This window comes from Candidatus Arcticimaribacter forsetii (assembly GCF_910589745.1).
GTDB lineage: Bacteria > Bacteroidota > Bacteroidia > Flavobacteriales > Flavobacteriaceae > Arcticimaribacter > Arcticimaribacter forsetii.
In genome coordinates, this window is record NZ_OU342399.1 from 145,986 (window position 1) to 160,843 (window position 14,858).

Below are 14,858 nucleotides of genomic sequence, written 5' to 3' on the forward strand. Positions count from 1 at the left end.
ACTGTTTTAGCTTACTGCAAATAGTGCAGCAAAACCAATACCTTCGATCAATGCAGCTGCAATAAGCATAGCTGTTTGAATCTTTCCGTAAGCTTCTGGTTGGCGAGCGATAGCATCCATTGCTGTTCCCCCAATTTTACCGATACCCATTCCGACACCGATAACTACCAATCCTGCTCCTACCATTACTGGAATTTCCATAATTGTATATATTAAATTAAACACTCTCATTTATGAAACGCTTAATGCGCTTCAATTTCATCGTGATGCTCATGCTCCTCTGAGGCAAAGCCAAAGTAAAGAGCCGATAACATCGTAAATATGTATGCTTGTAGCAATGCTACTAAAACTTCTATAAAAGAAATTGCAAAGGCAAGACCAAACGATAATGGACTTCCTAACCAACTTTTAAATATAAACATTAATCCGATCAGGCTCATCAAAACAATATGTCCTGCTTGCATGTTTGCATACAAACGAATTAATAGTGAAAACGGTTTAACAAAAATACCTAAAACTTCAATTGGAATTAATATAATGTATAAAGGAACCTTTGCATACCATTTCATTGAAGACCCTAATGGATCAAAAATATGTAACCAATAATCTTTTGTTCCTGTAAGATTGGTAAGAAGAAATGTAATTAATGCCAAACAAAAAGTTACAGCGATGTTCCCAGTAACATTTATTCCTAGTGGTGTTAATCCTAAAATGTTTAGGAACCAAACAAAGAAAAATACCGTTAACAAGAAGCTCATGTATTTTTTATATTTCTTTTCCCCAATGTTAGGGATCGCAATATCATCGCGTACATAAAGAACAATTGGTTCGAAAAAACGTCCTACTCCTGAGGCAATTCCTCCGTTTTTAGCGTATGAATCTGCAAGGTTTTTAAACAAAAAGAACATGAGTAAAAAGGTAAACATAATGCTTACCACTCCTTTAGTAATTGAAAAGTCTAAAGGGGCTTCATTAGTAGCATGATGATCTTCATCGTAGATAATAGTCCCTTCAGCGTCTGTTTTATAAATTTTGTTGTGACTTATGGCGTAGTAGTTCCCGTCCACCTCAGCAACAGTTTCTCCGTGGTGAAATTTTGAAGAAGAAAATACTTTTAAACCCTTGTCCCAGAGGATTATAGGAAGTGGAGCCCCTATGTAAACGTGCTCGCCTGATTCGTTGGTGTAAGAAAAGAAACTGAAGTCATAGGAATCCTGCAAGTGATGCATGATGTAGTCCTTAATCTCCTTTTTTTGGATTTCTTTTGCAGAAAGGTTCTCTGTGATTTCTTGTTTTTCCTTTGCAGATACTACTCCAGTAAGGAGTAATGCTAGTAAAAACAAACTTTTTCTCTTAAGTAAAATTAACATATTAGCTCTGCCTATTATTTCTCGAAATGCGATGCAAATGTAATGCTTTACATTAAAAAGAAAAACTCTTAACTCTTATATTTTGTTTAATTTTCGAACTAAAATGAAGGATTCTAAAAACAAACCCGTAAAATAGGGGATTAAAAAGGTTAAAACCTCAGCTTTTTCTAAGTTTCCATCTACTTTGTACATTGGATAAAATACCATAAAAAAAAGGATGAATTTTAATAGACTACTTGCCATAAATAAAAAGCCAACCTGGCTACTGTTTTTTTTAAATACAATAAATAGGCCCCATAAAATCGATCCTGCTAAAAAAAAGTTAGCTGCATAACTCAAAAAAAGCTGGTTTTGAGTAACTGGAACTTCAAAAAAAAACAAAACGGAAAGATGTAGTAATAAAACTACACCAAATATAGCCGTGAAAAAGAATGCCGATTTTAGTTTCAAGAGTCATTTAAGTTTTTTGATTGCTTCTGAATTAAAATTAAAACAAAAACAATACCAATGGCAGAGAGAGTTAAGGCCCAAAAATTACTTTCTGACTTTAAATAGAGATCGAGCCAGCTGCCCAGTTTTACTGCAGCATAAATTACAAGCGCTATTTGAACGGCTAATGATGAAAATACAAGCCAACGATTAGGCTGTTTTTTCAATGTCTTTATTTAGTGATTTAACATCTGAAGAAGAACGCATAGAACATTTAGCATTAAAGATTGCCCCAGACTCTACAATTAGTTTTCCAATTACAGCTTCACCCTCTAAATTACTAGAAGACTTTAAGCTAAGGCTTTCTTTAACCTCAAGTTTTCCATTAAACTTTCCTTCTATATCAGCGTAGGAACAAACAATAACACCATTTATAACTCCTTCTTTACCAATAACAACTTTCCCAGAAGTTTTGATTGAACCTTCTAGAGTCCCGTCGATCCTAAAATCTGCCTCAGAAACTATATCTCCTGTAATTACAGTGCTTTTTTCAATTCTATTTGGTTGTCCGTTAATTTCGTTATTTTTCATATAGCGTTTGTTTTACTGCTGAATTCCAGCTTTTTAACAATTGTATTTCTTTGTAAACAGAAGACAAAACTACAAATTTATTTGAAATTGCCGTTGAAACAGGGGCAGGAGTTTTTTTTGGAAGTTCAAAAACAACATTTGGTTTTTGTGTCAAACCATTTACAACAAGAAATAAATAGTCTCTATTGTAGATTTCAAAAGAAAGGTTTTTATAAGAAATACTTGCCTCTGCTAATGTACTTGTAACAATTGATGTTAAAGTGGCTAAATTCTCTGGGTAGTTTTTTAAAGTTGGAAAAATTAATTTGTAATTAGCAAAAACCTTCTGTTCCTCTATTTTTTCATTATTTTCAAGTGTAAACAAGAATGTTTTAGCTTGTACTGCTACTTCGGAACTCGGATACTCTTTAATGATACTTTTTAATTTTTCTTTCCATACTTCAACACCATCTAAACGACCTGAAGCGTTTGCCATTAATAGGGCAACTTTAGAGGCCATTGGGGTTCCGCTAAAAATAACTAATAAATCGTCTCCTAGTGTAAGGACCTCCTCGTACTTCTGTTCCTGATAAATTGAATACAATGATTCATATCGCGTTGTTGGGGTTTCGTTTGGTCTTAACTTAAAATTCTCAGGATCTTTTATTATTCTAGCAAATCTAGAGTTCGGATATTGTTTCAAAATTTGGTCCTTGTAAACTAGTGCATTTGAGGGGTTGTCAATTAAATCCATCTTGTATAAATGATACCAAGCATTTAATTCTTGTGTATCGTTTGGCTTGTTTACAAGTAATTCTTTTAACCGTTTTGAAGATAATAAGTTGTTTTTAAACTTCTCTTTATACAAAATGCCAACCTCTAAAAAAGCTCGGTTTCTTTCTTTCCTGAGCGAGTCCAAAGTTTCTAAGTCTGTAGGAATAAGATTAACATATGCTTGAGCATTTTCTTTAACGATTGGTTTGTTTTCTAATACCTGATCAGTATTATTGTTTAAAGAAACAGAGCCTCTGAGCGTCTCAATCCGGTTCCAATCATCAATATTTGGTCTATTCCCATAAGTTGAAGCGAATTCTTGTTTCCCCAGCAACACCAAATTCTCGTTGTAGAAGTATAATCTTTTCCCGTTTGAGCCTCCCAGTACATTAAATAAAGATTTTTTTTCTAAGCTAATTTTTTCAAGTTCTTTAGCTCTTTTTTGGTCAATTGCTTTTTGAAAATAAGCAAGCTGCTCTTGTGGCAACATTTTTGAAAGACTAAGAATACTGTCTGTGTATTTAATTTTGTTTTCGTAAACAACGATGTCTTGTAAACCATCTCGTTCTCTACTTACAACTTTTTTATGTTTAGTTTCCGATGGAAATTGACTCAATAGACTGTCTAAATAAGCGCCCGTTTCTACATATCTACCTTTTAAAAAAGCTGCGTCCGCTAAATCACGATAATTTTGACGTAGCGTTTGTCGATCTATTCCTGGAGAACTGTTTGATTTATTGTAATATTTTTTAGCGATACTGTCTAAGCCCGAATTGATAAAATAACGAGCATATTGACGATAAATTAAATGAGTGAATCTTTTGTTTTCATAAGCACTACTAAGTTTATAGAGTTCTTTTTCCGGATTTTCACCTTTCAACTCTAAATTAATTCTTAGAGAATTTAGCTTTGCGTGCATCCAATATAAACGGGGAGCTTTTCTTTTTAATTGAACTATTGAATTAAATATAATTTGTGCAGAATCTTTTTGTCCTAATTCTTCAAATATTTGAGCCTCAATAAACGCATATCGAGCCTTTATGTTTTTTTGTTTTTCAGAAAAAGCAGCTTTCTTAATGTATTTTAAAGCGGAGTCTTTTTGTTTTACGTTTAAGAATGCTTGTGCTAATGTTGCGTTTACCTCGGGATAAAGTTTATTTCTTTTAGGGATATTGTTGGCTAAGGGCTTTAAGTTAGCGATCACTAATTCATCGTTTCCCAATCTAAGGTTTGTTTTCTCTCTCCACAGCTTTCCTTCATAAAAAACGTCCGCGTCTGAATATAAACTCAACAGGTAATTAAAGGCTTCTAGTGCAGGTAAAAAACGGCGATCATAATACCTTGACTTTCCTAAAAGTAAATATGCTTTATCAATTTGTCTGTTTTTCTGAACTCCTTTAATATTGATGGAGTGCTTTTGAATTGCTTTAACTGCCTTTTCTTCTGCCCTAATAAAACTGGGAATAGATGCCGTTGCATTGACGTCTTCTCCGTCTAATGTAATTAACTCAACGGGAAGGGTTTGTAAAAAATTGTCTTGAGATTGGCTTTCAAGAATTGCAATTCCGATGTCTAATGCCTCTTGTCCATTAAACAGAACGTTAAATTTTGTATTTATACTATGATACTCCCTGTTCAAAAAGCGGTCTTTTTGAGTCGAACAAGCCTGAATTCCATAGAGGAAAAGGAGGAGAATAATAAATTTTAGTTTGTTTTTCAAAAGTAGATTTGATCTAAACTAATAACTTACAATCTAAGGTTTTAGTATATGCTTAAGCAGAAAAATAGTCTTCTAACTCTTGTAAGGTTTTAGTCGTTGTTTGCTTATCCATAATTACTTTTCCTTTTTCAAGCAAAACAATGCGAGAACAAACTTCAGTAACATGGTTTAAATCGTGACTTGAAATGAGTAAGGTTAATTCTCGTTTGCCGATTTCTGATTTTATAAGTTGCTTGAGCCTTATCTGAGTCGTCGGGTCTAAATTTGCAAAAGGCTCATCCAAAATAACAACTTTTGGGTCTCCAATAAAGGTTGAAATTAAGCCTACCTTTTTTTGGTTTCCTTTTGAGAAATCCCTTAAATACTTTTTTTGGTTTAAAATCTCATCATTAAAAAAATCTTTATATGATTCTAAGAAAGCATCAACTTCAGATTTATTTAAACCGCGTAACTCTCCTACAAAATAAAAATATTCTTCTGGTGTTAAATATCCTATGAGAAAGGAATCGTCAATAAATGCCGAAGTAAACTTCTTCCAGTCTTCACTTTCAGAAACTTTAATCCCACCGGAAACAATTGATCCTGTTGTTGCTTTTATCAAGTCTAATAAGAGACTAAAAAAAGTAGTCTTTCCTGCGCCGTTATTTCCGATCAATCCAAAACATTCTCCTCTATTAATTTCTAATTGTTCAATAGATAATACCGGATTATTTTTGTAAGATTTTGTTAGGTTTTCTGTTAAAATCATAATGTTATTTTTGGTTGAAGGCTGCTAGCATTGCGTGCTTTTCTTTTGCAAAAAGCTTGACCATTAAGTTTAGAATTTGCTTTTTAAAAACCAATCCTACAATTCCACTTAGCGCTAAAGATATTATTCCTGCAGTATGATTTATTTCATCCCCATAATTTATTAATCTTGCAGGAATAGTATATAGTAAAACTGGGAGAACCATTTTGGGCAATACTAATAAAAACTGAGTTCCAGAAAATGCTTGTGTATTTTCAAATGCCTTTGCTTTTACGTTGAGCTTGAGAGGTTGCTTATTTAACAACCCTCCGTATAGTGTTATCCAAGTTCCAAGACCTACATTAAAAATAGCTCCCGATAAAATCATTAGATAGGTGTCTAAGCCAAAATATAAATAAGGCAATGATAATATTGTAGAGACTACAACAGCAAAAGCCATGAGTCTAAATTTAGAGTCTAAATATTCTTTATAAGATATGTTCTGAGTCATCAAAAAAGCATAATACTCGCTATCCCATGCAGGCACATAATTTCCATAAGTCAACAAAAACCCTCCAGAAATAAATATTGATGCAAAAACTAGCATCTCTTGTGACTGAGCTTCTTGTGTTGTGTAAAATATCAACCCATAAAACAAAAATAAGAATGACATTAATACAATATTCCTTGGTCTTATATTCCTTATGATCAGTCGTAAATCATTTTTCAAGAAAAAGGCACTGGTCCCAAAAACATCTAAAAAATCGTATTGTGTTGTTCTTGCGATTTCTTTTTTTGTTCCTAAAGCCCCCTCAAGGTTCAAGTTTTCTTTGAGAAAACGGAAGGTAATACCATAAAATATAAACAGAACCAAAACAGGGACTATACCCAAGAATGGCTGAGCGACTACAGAGTCAAAAAAATAACCTGCCCTTCTGAGTATTTCTATATCAAAATAACGTTCTGATGTGTATGCTAAAACAATAATTGTTACGAAAGTTGCAAGTAGTTTGTTGTTCTTGTTTGCAAGAAAAGATATAAAGTTTAATGATAAAGAAAAGGAGGTTATGGACAACCACCACATTACGGCCTGAACTGCTGTGTAATCGTCTAAATATAAATTAACACTGATTGGTAAATAAAATAAAAAAGGGGTTACGTTATATACAGAAATTAATGACCGAAAAAGTATATTATGAATAATTCGTTTTTTTGGAATGGAAAGCAATAAAAATGATTTAATCTCTGTAACGGGAAGTTGTTGTAAAAAGTACCTGATTATCAATTCAAAAATCAAAATAATAATCAAGATGCTATTAATTACAGAAATAGCATCCTTCTCTGGAACGGAGTCGCTTAAGATTGGGTAAACAGCAATCCCTCCCATCAATAGTGCTCCTCCAAAATAAAGAATCACTAATCCCATAATTATTTTAATCGCCAACTTAGCGTCTAGCTGGGGAGCCCGCATAAATTTTAAACGGCTTAATTTGAATAAAGATGTGGACATTATTTCCTTTTAATATATCTGTATAATAAAGATAAATAATGTTACAAACATGATCGGAATTATTCCTATTTATTATTTTTGTAAAAAAAACAATGGCAGGATATCACAAACTCAAAATCAACAGCATCGAAGCGTTAACCTCTGAGGCTTCTTCAATTGGTTTTGAAATTCCAGATTCAAAAAAAGAACTTTTTAACTTTACTTCTGGGCAATACATTAACTTAAAGGCAACTATAAAATCTGAGGAGGTTAGAAGGTCGTATTCTTTATGCTCTGCTCCATCAGAAGGTCTCTTAAAAGTTGGTGTTAAGCGTATTTCAAATGGGGTGTTCTCAAGTTATGCAACTCAGGAATTAAAGGTAGGAGATGTTCTTGAAGTAGGAGAGCCAGAAGGGCGATTTGTTTATAATAAGGAAGCCAAAAACAGCACAGCCTTTGCTGCAGGAAGTGGGATTACGCCTATTTACTCCATTATTAAAACTGTTCTTTCTGAGAGTAGAGACACTCATTTTACCTTAGTATATGGAAACAAAACGCCAGAGGAAACTCTATTTTATGATGAACTAAAAGAGCTTGAATCAAAGTTTCCTTCGCAATTAAAAATCCTTTGGATCTTTAGTCAGTCAAACGTTGAAGGAAGCCGTTTTGGAAGAATTGATTCCAGTATTGTAAAATACGTTTTAAAAAATACAGGTCAACTTTCTACCGCCTTCTATCTGTGTGGTCCTGAAGAAATGATAGTAAACGCTAAAGAAACTCTTTTAGGCAATTCTATTGAAGAGTCTCAAATCTATTTTGAACTTTTTACCGCTTCAAAAGCTAAAAATGAAAACGCTAGTTCTGATTCAGATTCTTCTAACGAAATTGTGTTAGAAATTATAACAGACGACGAAACAAGTACGGTGAAAACTACTGCTAATAAAACAATATTAGATGCTGCTTTAAATCAAAAAATAGACGTTCCTTATTCCTGTCAAGGAGGGGTTTGTTGTAGCTGTATTGCTAAAATAACAGAAGGTTCTGCTGTAATGGAAAATAATCAGATACTAACCGACGAAGAAATAGCAGAGGGACTAGTCCTTACGTGCCAAGCAAAACCAACCTCAAACAAATTGGTTGTAAATTATGATGATGTATAGATTTTATATTGCTCTGACTTTGTTGTAAACATCAAAAAGTTTTTTTGCTGAGGAGGAAACACTCCATTGTTCCAATATCGTTTTTCTAACTAACTCTGGTTTTAATTTTTCGGGTTCTTCTATTACCTCTTTAAGAAGTTTTCTCAAGGTATGTGTATCTCCTTTAGGATAAAGGAAACCATTTATTCCGTGTGTAATTACTTCCGAATGAATTCCAACTTGTTCCGTTGCAATTGTTATACATCCGCTAAACATTGCCTCAAGACAAACTAGAGAAAACCCTTCTGTGTGGGAAGCAATAACAACTGCTGAACTAGACTTATAATGTTCCTGTATTTCATTTGTCTGGGACACAAAATGAATTTGATCTTGAACCCCTTGGGTTAATGAAATTGTATTGATCTCTTTAACGTAAGCTGGGTCATCCACAGTTCCTATAAAATGCAGATTCCAGTTGGGGTTCTTATTAAGTAATGGAGCAATGGCGTCTATAACATCAAGTTGTCCTTTTGCTTTTCTTATGCGACCAACAACTGAGATTATCCTTGGTTTTAAAGAGCGTTTTTGTTGGTCATATAAAAAATGGTTTGTGTCAATCCCATGACCTATAATTGTAGTTTCTAAGGGCAGATTATTAGACATATTCTGACTTAAGCTTATACTTTGATCTGTCTTTGACATCAAAAAAAGAGTTAACTTAGAAGGGGTAGATTCTGCATGTCTGGTTGAAACTAGCTTGAATTTACCTCCTAAAAATCTCAAGATTAAAGCAATAAGGGTTTCGTTGTTTCGGTGCGTATGAATTATTGTTTTGGGGCTTGAATAAATTACTTTTAACAGCTTAAAAAAAGAAATTTTATTTCTTTTTATTCCATATCCAAATACTTTTGTTTCTTCCATCGAATTTAATGGAGTTAAGAGGCCTTCTACGCTTCGAGTTACTCCGGTAGTTTTGAAATGAAAATGAAAATGAATGATCATGCCGATTCTAAATTAAAACACCAACTATGGTGCTTAGTGCGTCTTGAAATATTATACATAAACAAATAATAAAAAACCCTTCTAACAAGAGTTTGCTCTTTATGCTATTTAAAAATTGGGCTGATAAAACTGAAGATGCCATAACAAAAGCAATCCAAGTAATTGCATTCTCCTCTCCTCCAAAAAGAACTATTGAAAGGCTAGAAAACAAAATTAAAATACAAACTCTCAGATTTAATTTTTCCCTTTTTCGAGCCTGATACTTTTCTTTAACATGTTTAAATACAAAAATAATTGAAGCTAGTAATATAAAAAATAACCCCGTATTCTCTTGGGTATTATCACTCATCAAAGCATTAAAGCTTGATGTTATAAATTCGTTTTTACCTATAATTAATAGGTTAGGAAATAATTCCGAAAGTGCTGCCCAAATAATATATAAAGAAACAAATGGTAAAAAAGTTAAAAATATATTACTGATGTTTAAACGACCTTTAAAATATAAAACAGCCCACAAGATTACATAAAAAAAATAAAAATCTGTCTTAAATAGAATTGCGAAAACCAACCATAATCCAGCGTTAAAAATTGATTTTTTTTCAGACTCATTTTCATCTAATTTCATGATGATTAAAACACTAGACCAAAAAAATAAAACTGAAATCCACACCCAAATACTCCACTTTGATATGGGTAGCATGGCAAAAAATAAAATAAAAATAAAAAGGTGATAATTTGTCCTTTGAAAAAACAAAGCTTGTCTAACCGTTACTTCAACTAAAACAATGCTGATTAACGATAGAAAACCTGCAACGGTAGACTTTAAAACAAGATTATTGCTTGGGTTTAATTTTTCAATAAAAAAATGATGCCCATAAACAGCCAATAAAAGAAGTACAAATGCAAGAGCATAGCTCCAAAAAGAAGTCTCTTTAAAAACTCTGGTAAACATTATATCTTATTTTGTTTTATGAATAAAAAGGTGTTAAAGGCTCTGTAAATTCTAACCCTAAAGTTAAAACATTGTTTTTTATACTATGATTATATTCTGGTTTAAATTATGTATAAATATAACCTATAAGGATATTATTAGCTGTCTTTTATTTTTTTCTACTAAATTCTTTAAAAGCATTGTATTAACAGATGCTTTTTTTAAATTTGTCAAGAATTTTATTTTAAACCAATACTAATGAAGGATTTATTTGAAGCAATTGCATGGTTATTTGAGAAAGTTTTGTTTTTACCACACGATATTCTTAGAGAACTTGAATTAAGCAACTGGTGGTTAGCAAACGTTATCAATTGGGCATTTGCAATCGTTATTTTCTCTCTATTAGTTTATTGGACTTACCAGCTTAAGATTTTCAATGACAAAGGAGAAGAGAATAAAGACCCTTCTGCTCACTCGTTTCTATAAATCAAATCCGAGATCTTTTCGGTAGTACATTCCTTCGAAGTCTATTTTTTCTAGAGACTCATATGACTTCGATAATGCTTCTTTATGGTCTTTACCACAGGAAGTGACTGCTAAAACTCTACCTCCCGAAGTTTTAACTTCTTTAGATACTACCTTAGTTCCTGCGTGAAACACAACGCTCCCGTCTACGGAATCTATACCCGTAATTGTTTTGCCTTTTTGGTAAGCTTCTGGATACCCTCCAGAAACCGCCATTATTGTTGTCGCAGATCTTGGATCTATTTCAAGCTCATGCTGGTCTAAAGTTTGTGATCCTATTGCTTTAAAAAGTTCTACCCAATCATTTTTTACTCTTGGGAATACAACTTCAGTTTCTGGATCTCCCATTCTAACGTTATATTCTATAACCATTGGGTCGTTGCCAACCTTAATAAGACCAATAAACACAAACCCTTTAAAGGGTAAGTTGCTTTTTTGAAAACCGTCCATTGTTGGTTTAATTATTCTTTCTTCAATTTTTTTTATAAATTCATCTGATGCAAAAGGGACTGGTGAAATTGCTCCCATTCCTCCAGTATTCAATCCTGTATCTCCTTCTCCAATTCGCTTATAATCTTTAGCCATAGGAAGAGTAAGGTGATTTTTTCCATCCGTTAAAACAAAACAAGAAAGTTCAATTCCATCTAAAAACTCTTCTATTACAACTTTTTGAGATGCCGCGCCAAATTTTTGTCCAACTAACATTTGACGTAATTCATCTTTTGCTTCGTCTATATCTTCTAAAATTAAAACTCCTTTCCCTGCTGCAAGACCGTCTGCTTTTAAGACATAAGGTGGCTTCATTGTTTCTAGAAAATTACAGCCTTCTTCCACTGTTTCTGATGTAAAGCTATCGTACTTTGCTGTAGGGATGTTGTGAGCTTTCATGAATTCTTTTGCGAATTCTTTACTTCCCTCTAGGGTTGCAGCTGCTTTTTGAGGACCTACAACAATGATGTTTTTTAGCTGTTCGTCTTCTAAAAAGAAATCATGAATTCCTTGAACCAATGGATCTTCAGGACCTACAATAACCATTTGAATTTCGTTGTTCAAAACGGCTTCTTTAATTCCATCAAAATCATTTACTCCTAATTCTAGGTTTACTGCAATTTCGTGGGTTCCTGCATTACCTGGTGCCACAAAAAGCTTCCCGCAGTTAGGACTTTGTAAAAGTTTCCATGCAATTGTATGTTCGCGTCCGCCGCCGCCAATGATTAAAATATTCATTTGTTTCTTTTTAACCTGGCAAAGATAAAAAGTATAGGGGAATACATTGCTCTATTTTTAGGAAAGAAACTAGGGAAGAATGCCTTGATTTTTAGAATCACGTTCTAAGATAAAAAAGTAAGGGTTTTTTGACCCTTTCATGTCCATTAACCCGAGCATGGTGTTAGAGTCGATTTTTGTGAAGTGGTCTAGTATTCCTTTAGAATCATAAACCATTGTACCGGTTAATTTTCCTCGGTAATTCACCATTCTCATTCGAGCTTTTGATCTTTTGGTTTTTAAAATAGGCTTCAAAATAATCATTAAAAAGCGAAGAATTTTAGTTTTAGGGAAACTCATCCCCAGAGGAATTATTTTAGGATTGATGGGGTAAACTTGTTTTTTATTCAAAGTATAAATCAATAGAGGGTGAACATTTTCTGAATTTTCAAACAATTTCCCGTACCAACCAGAGGATTCTAAAAGCCCCTCCATGAAATGCCCTGTTTTGATTTCATATCCTTTCCATTGACCCTTCATGAAATCTAGTGTTACTGGTTCCAAGCTGTCGAAAATAGAGATACCCTCTTCAATGGAGCAAGATCTTTTTTTGAGTAGAGACTGTAGCTCCATAAGGCTATAATTGATTAACACAGCGTTCCGAAGGTATTTCAGCCAATAGAGGAAGCTTCTTTACGGTTAAATTATAACCTAAAAATTCATGAAAGAAATAAAATGGTTAATAGTGGTTAGTTTATGTAATAACCGGTAGTGTTTTTGTAATAGTCGGTAAGTTTTAGTGTTTAAAAAAAACTTTTACTCATAATTTTATTCCACCTATAGTTCCTAATAAATTTTCCTTGATCTGGATTAACTAAAAAGGGGATTTGATTCTTTCTGGCTTTTAAAAACCCTAGAATTAAATGAAAAAAGGATCTGAAACTTTTCTTGTGTATTGCATGTTTTAGGCTTGCTAAAATGGACAAAACAAATCCGTATCTCATAGAATAAAAAGCGGCTCCTTGAAACTGTTTTGCTTGACTCGAATATTCAGCTCCTAAAGGGCGGAGATGCTTAACTTTTAATTCTCTTAGTGTTTTTGTTGAGAAGCCATTATAGCGCGCAAGAAGCTCGTCTAGGGTGTCCCAGCCCATTGCTGGGCTTAGTCCTTGAATTGCTTTAAAACATTCTTTAGAATAGGCTTTAAAGGCCCCCCTCACGTGATCGTGTTCCATGGGATGATTTAAACTCCAATGACCCTTTGCGTCTTGCTCGTAACAAAATCCTCCAGCTATTCCAACCTTTGGGTTTTTAAATACGGGTAATAATTTCTCGAAATAATCTTTAGGTAAAACTAAATCGGAATCTAACTTTACTAATACGTCGTAGTTTTGTTTTAGGTTTTCTAAACCATAATTAAAAGCACGAACCACTTTTGCTCCAGGTAAATGTTGGTTTGAAGAGCGTATGCTTAGATAATTTATGTTCTTGTAGCTAGAAGCATATTGCTTCATTAATTCTTCTGTTTTGTCAGTTGAATTGTCGTTTATTAATACAATTTCTTCTGCAGGTATCGTTTGGCTACATAATGACTGTAGTAGCCCTTCAAGGTAAAGTTCTTCGTTATGAGCCGGTATGATTACACTGTATTTTTTCAAAACATTTTGGTTGAGATAAGGGGAGTGTATTTAGGGCGCACTGCCTTTGTTTTTGTTGTTTTAATCGGGATTATTTCGTTGTCAAGCCCGTGTTCTTTCAATATTTGTACCGCTAGGTCGAACCAAGACATGATTTTTTCATCCGAAAAATGATAAATTCCTTTTTCTGGTTCCTTATCTATAATTTTTAAAATAAAGTTCGCTAAGTTTTCCGCATCTGTTGGTGTTCCTTTTTGATCATTAACTACGGTTAGTGAATCTCCTTTTTTCGCTTTTGTTAATATAGAGCTATAAAAGCTTGCACTTGTTTTTTTGCTATATAACCAAGAGGTTCTTATGATGTAAAATGAATTGGAGTTTTGTAGAATTTGTAATTCGCCAAGTAATTTGCTTTTACCGTATTGGTTTAAAGGTGCGGTTGGGTCGGATTCGATGTATGGGGTTTTTTTCAAACCGTCGAAAACATAATCTGTTGAGATGTGTATGAGGATTGTTTGATTTAAATTACAAGCAATCACAAGGTTTTGTACCCCTTCCACGTTAACTTGATTGGATTCATCTATTTCACTTTCTGCACCCTCAACATTAGTATATGCTGCGCAATTGACACAAAAATCGAATTTTTTATTTGCAAAAAAAGTTGAAATAGAATTTATGTCGGTAATATCAACTTTCTCTTTTGTCGTAAAAACCCATTGATAATTGGTGTTTAAACTTAAATTCTTGAGTGTTAAGCCCAATTGTCCGCTCGCCCCAGTAACTAATATTTTATTCACAATCCAACTTTTTAAAGGTTGGCCATAAAAGATCTTTTTGACTTAAAACCTGATCCTTTTCTGGTATCTGCCAGTCAATTCCTAAGTCTGTATCATTAAATAAAATGCCCGCTTCAGCTTCAGGATTATAATATGCATCCGTTTTATAAAACAGAACCACTTGTTTACTTAGAGCTGCATATCCGTGAGCACAGCCTTTTGGAACAAACAATTGTTCTTTGTTTTCTTGGCTTAATAAACGTGTTACTACTTTTCCATAACTGCTGCTGTTTTTTCTAATATCTATAACAACATCTAAAATAGTGCCCTGAAGAGCTCTAACTAGTTTTGCTTGAGCAGCTGGTCCTTTTTGAAAATGTAATCCTCGAATTACGCCAAAACTTGAGAAGGCTTCATTGTCTTGTATTGGATTAAATGAAATGTTGGTCAGCTTTTGGAAGCGTTTTTGATGAAAGCTTTCAAAGAAATAACCACGCTCATCCTTGAATACTTTTGGTATAACAACCCAGCAATCTGCAATTTCTGTTTTAATTAGTTCCATT

At 33.4% G+C, this 14,858-nt stretch carries 17 protein-coding genes; 2 read left to right on the forward strand and 15 right to left on the reverse strand.

Going from position 1 to position 14,858, the window contains the following annotated elements:
* Positions 1–6: 6 nt before the first annotated feature.
* From NG655_RS00720 to NG655_RS00755, 8 genes are all read right to left on the reverse strand, one after another.
* Entirely contained in the window at positions 7–201 is a 195-nt protein-coding gene (locus NG655_RS00720; protein ID WP_252157433.1) for an ATP synthase F0 subunit C, read from the reverse strand.
* Positions 202–242: 41 nt separating this feature from the next.
* Positions 243–1,370, reverse strand: coding sequence for a F0F1 ATP synthase subunit A (gene atpB / locus NG655_RS00725; RefSeq protein WP_252157434.1), 1,128 nt, complete (start codon positions 1,368–1,370; stop codon positions 243–245).
* 75 nt (positions 1,371–1,445) lie between these two features.
* A complete protein-coding gene (locus NG655_RS00730) occupies positions 1,446–1,820 on the reverse strand; it encodes a hypothetical protein (protein ID WP_252157435.1) in 375 nt (124 codons plus the stop codon).
* Positions 1,817–2,026 carry a transmembrane protein 268 gene (locus NG655_RS00735; protein ID WP_252157436.1) on the reverse strand — a complete coding sequence of 70 codons (210 nt, stop codon included), beginning with the start codon at positions 2,024–2,026 and terminating at the stop codon, positions 1,817–1,819. Before NG655_RS00735 ends, NG655_RS00730 begins: the two co-directional genes overlap by 4 nt.
* Positions 2,010–2,390: a bactofilin family protein gene (locus NG655_RS00740; protein ID WP_252157437.1), complete on the reverse strand. Its 381-nt coding sequence runs from the start codon at positions 2,388–2,390 to the stop codon at positions 2,010–2,012. The genes NG655_RS00735 and NG655_RS00740 overlap by 17 nt, the downstream gene beginning before the upstream one ends.
* Positions 2,380–4,863 (reverse strand): type IX secretion system periplasmic lipoprotein PorW/SprE, encoded by a 2,484-nt coding sequence (gene porW, locus NG655_RS00745; protein WP_252157438.1) that lies wholly within the window; start codon positions 4,861–4,863, stop codon positions 2,380–2,382. The genes NG655_RS00740 and porW overlap by 11 nt, the downstream gene beginning before the upstream one ends.
* Before the next feature lie 52 nt (positions 4,864–4,915).
* Positions 4,916–5,611: an ABC transporter ATP-binding protein gene (locus tag NG655_RS00750; protein WP_252157439.1), complete on the reverse strand. Its 696-nt coding sequence runs from the start codon at positions 5,609–5,611 to the stop codon at positions 4,916–4,918.
* A gap of 4 nt (positions 5,612–5,615) precedes the next feature.
* Positions 5,616–7,100, reverse strand: coding sequence for a DUF5687 family protein (locus NG655_RS00755; protein WP_252157440.1), 1,485 nt, complete (start codon positions 7,098–7,100; stop codon positions 5,616–5,618).
* Positions 7,101–7,192: 92 nt separating this feature from the next.
* On the opposite strand from NG655_RS00755, the gene NG655_RS00760 reads away from it, so the two are divergent.
* Complete coding sequence (locus NG655_RS00760) at positions 7,193–8,239, forward strand: ferredoxin--NADP reductase (RefSeq protein ID WP_252157441.1); 1,047 nt, start codon at positions 7,193–7,195, stop codon at positions 8,237–8,239.
* Between the two features lie 3 nt (positions 8,240–8,242).
* On the opposite strand, the gene NG655_RS00765 is transcribed toward NG655_RS00760, so the two are convergent.
* Both NG655_RS00765 and NG655_RS00770 read right to left on the reverse strand, forming a co-directional pair.
* A complete protein-coding gene (locus NG655_RS00765) occupies positions 8,243–9,220 on the reverse strand; it encodes a glycosyltransferase family 4 protein (RefSeq protein WP_252157442.1) in 978 nt (325 codons plus the stop codon).
* Between the two features lie 7 nt (positions 9,221–9,227).
* On the reverse strand, positions 9,228–10,172 hold the full coding sequence (locus NG655_RS00770; RefSeq protein WP_252157443.1) for a DUF6427 family protein: 945 nt from the start codon (positions 10,170–10,172) through the stop codon (positions 9,228–9,230).
* Positions 10,173–10,409: 237 nt separating this feature from the next.
* Here NG655_RS00770 and NG655_RS00775 point away from each other — a divergent pair, with 237 nt between their 5' ends.
* Positions 10,410–10,637 carry a DUF6341 family protein gene (locus NG655_RS00775; protein ID WP_252157444.1) on the forward strand — a complete coding sequence of 76 codons (228 nt, stop codon included), beginning with the start codon at positions 10,410–10,412 and terminating at the stop codon, positions 10,635–10,637.
* On the opposite strand, the gene purD is transcribed toward NG655_RS00775, so the two are convergent.
* The 5 genes from purD to rfbC all read right to left on the reverse strand — a co-directional run bounded on the left by purD (position 10,632) and on the right by rfbC (position 14,857).
* Positions 10,632–11,903, reverse strand: a complete 1,272-nt coding sequence (gene purD / locus NG655_RS00780) for a phosphoribosylamine--glycine ligase (RefSeq protein WP_252157445.1) — start codon at positions 11,901–11,903, stop codon at positions 10,632–10,634. The two genes, NG655_RS00775 and purD, sit on opposite strands and share 6 nt — an antisense overlap.
* A 69-nt stretch (positions 11,904–11,972) precedes the next feature.
* Positions 11,973–12,515: a DUF4334 domain-containing protein gene (locus NG655_RS00785; protein WP_252157446.1), complete on the reverse strand. Its 543-nt coding sequence runs from the start codon at positions 12,513–12,515 to the stop codon at positions 11,973–11,975.
* Between the two features lie 170 nt (positions 12,516–12,685).
* Positions 12,686–13,540, reverse strand: coding sequence for a glycosyltransferase family 2 protein (locus NG655_RS00790; protein WP_252157447.1), 855 nt, complete (start codon positions 13,538–13,540; stop codon positions 12,686–12,688).
* Positions 13,537–14,316: a dTDP-4-dehydrorhamnose reductase gene (gene rfbD, locus NG655_RS00795; RefSeq protein WP_252157448.1), complete on the reverse strand. Its 780-nt coding sequence runs from the start codon at positions 14,314–14,316 to the stop codon at positions 13,537–13,539. The genes NG655_RS00790 and rfbD overlap by 4 nt, the downstream gene beginning before the upstream one ends.
* The gene (rfbC, locus tag NG655_RS00800) at positions 14,309–14,857 is read right to left on the reverse strand and encodes a dTDP-4-dehydrorhamnose 3,5-epimerase (protein WP_252157449.1); all 549 of its coding nucleotides are present in this window, start codon (positions 14,855–14,857) and stop codon (positions 14,309–14,311) included. The genes rfbD and rfbC overlap by 8 nt, the downstream gene beginning before the upstream one ends.
* Position 14,858: the final 1 nt, after the last annotated feature.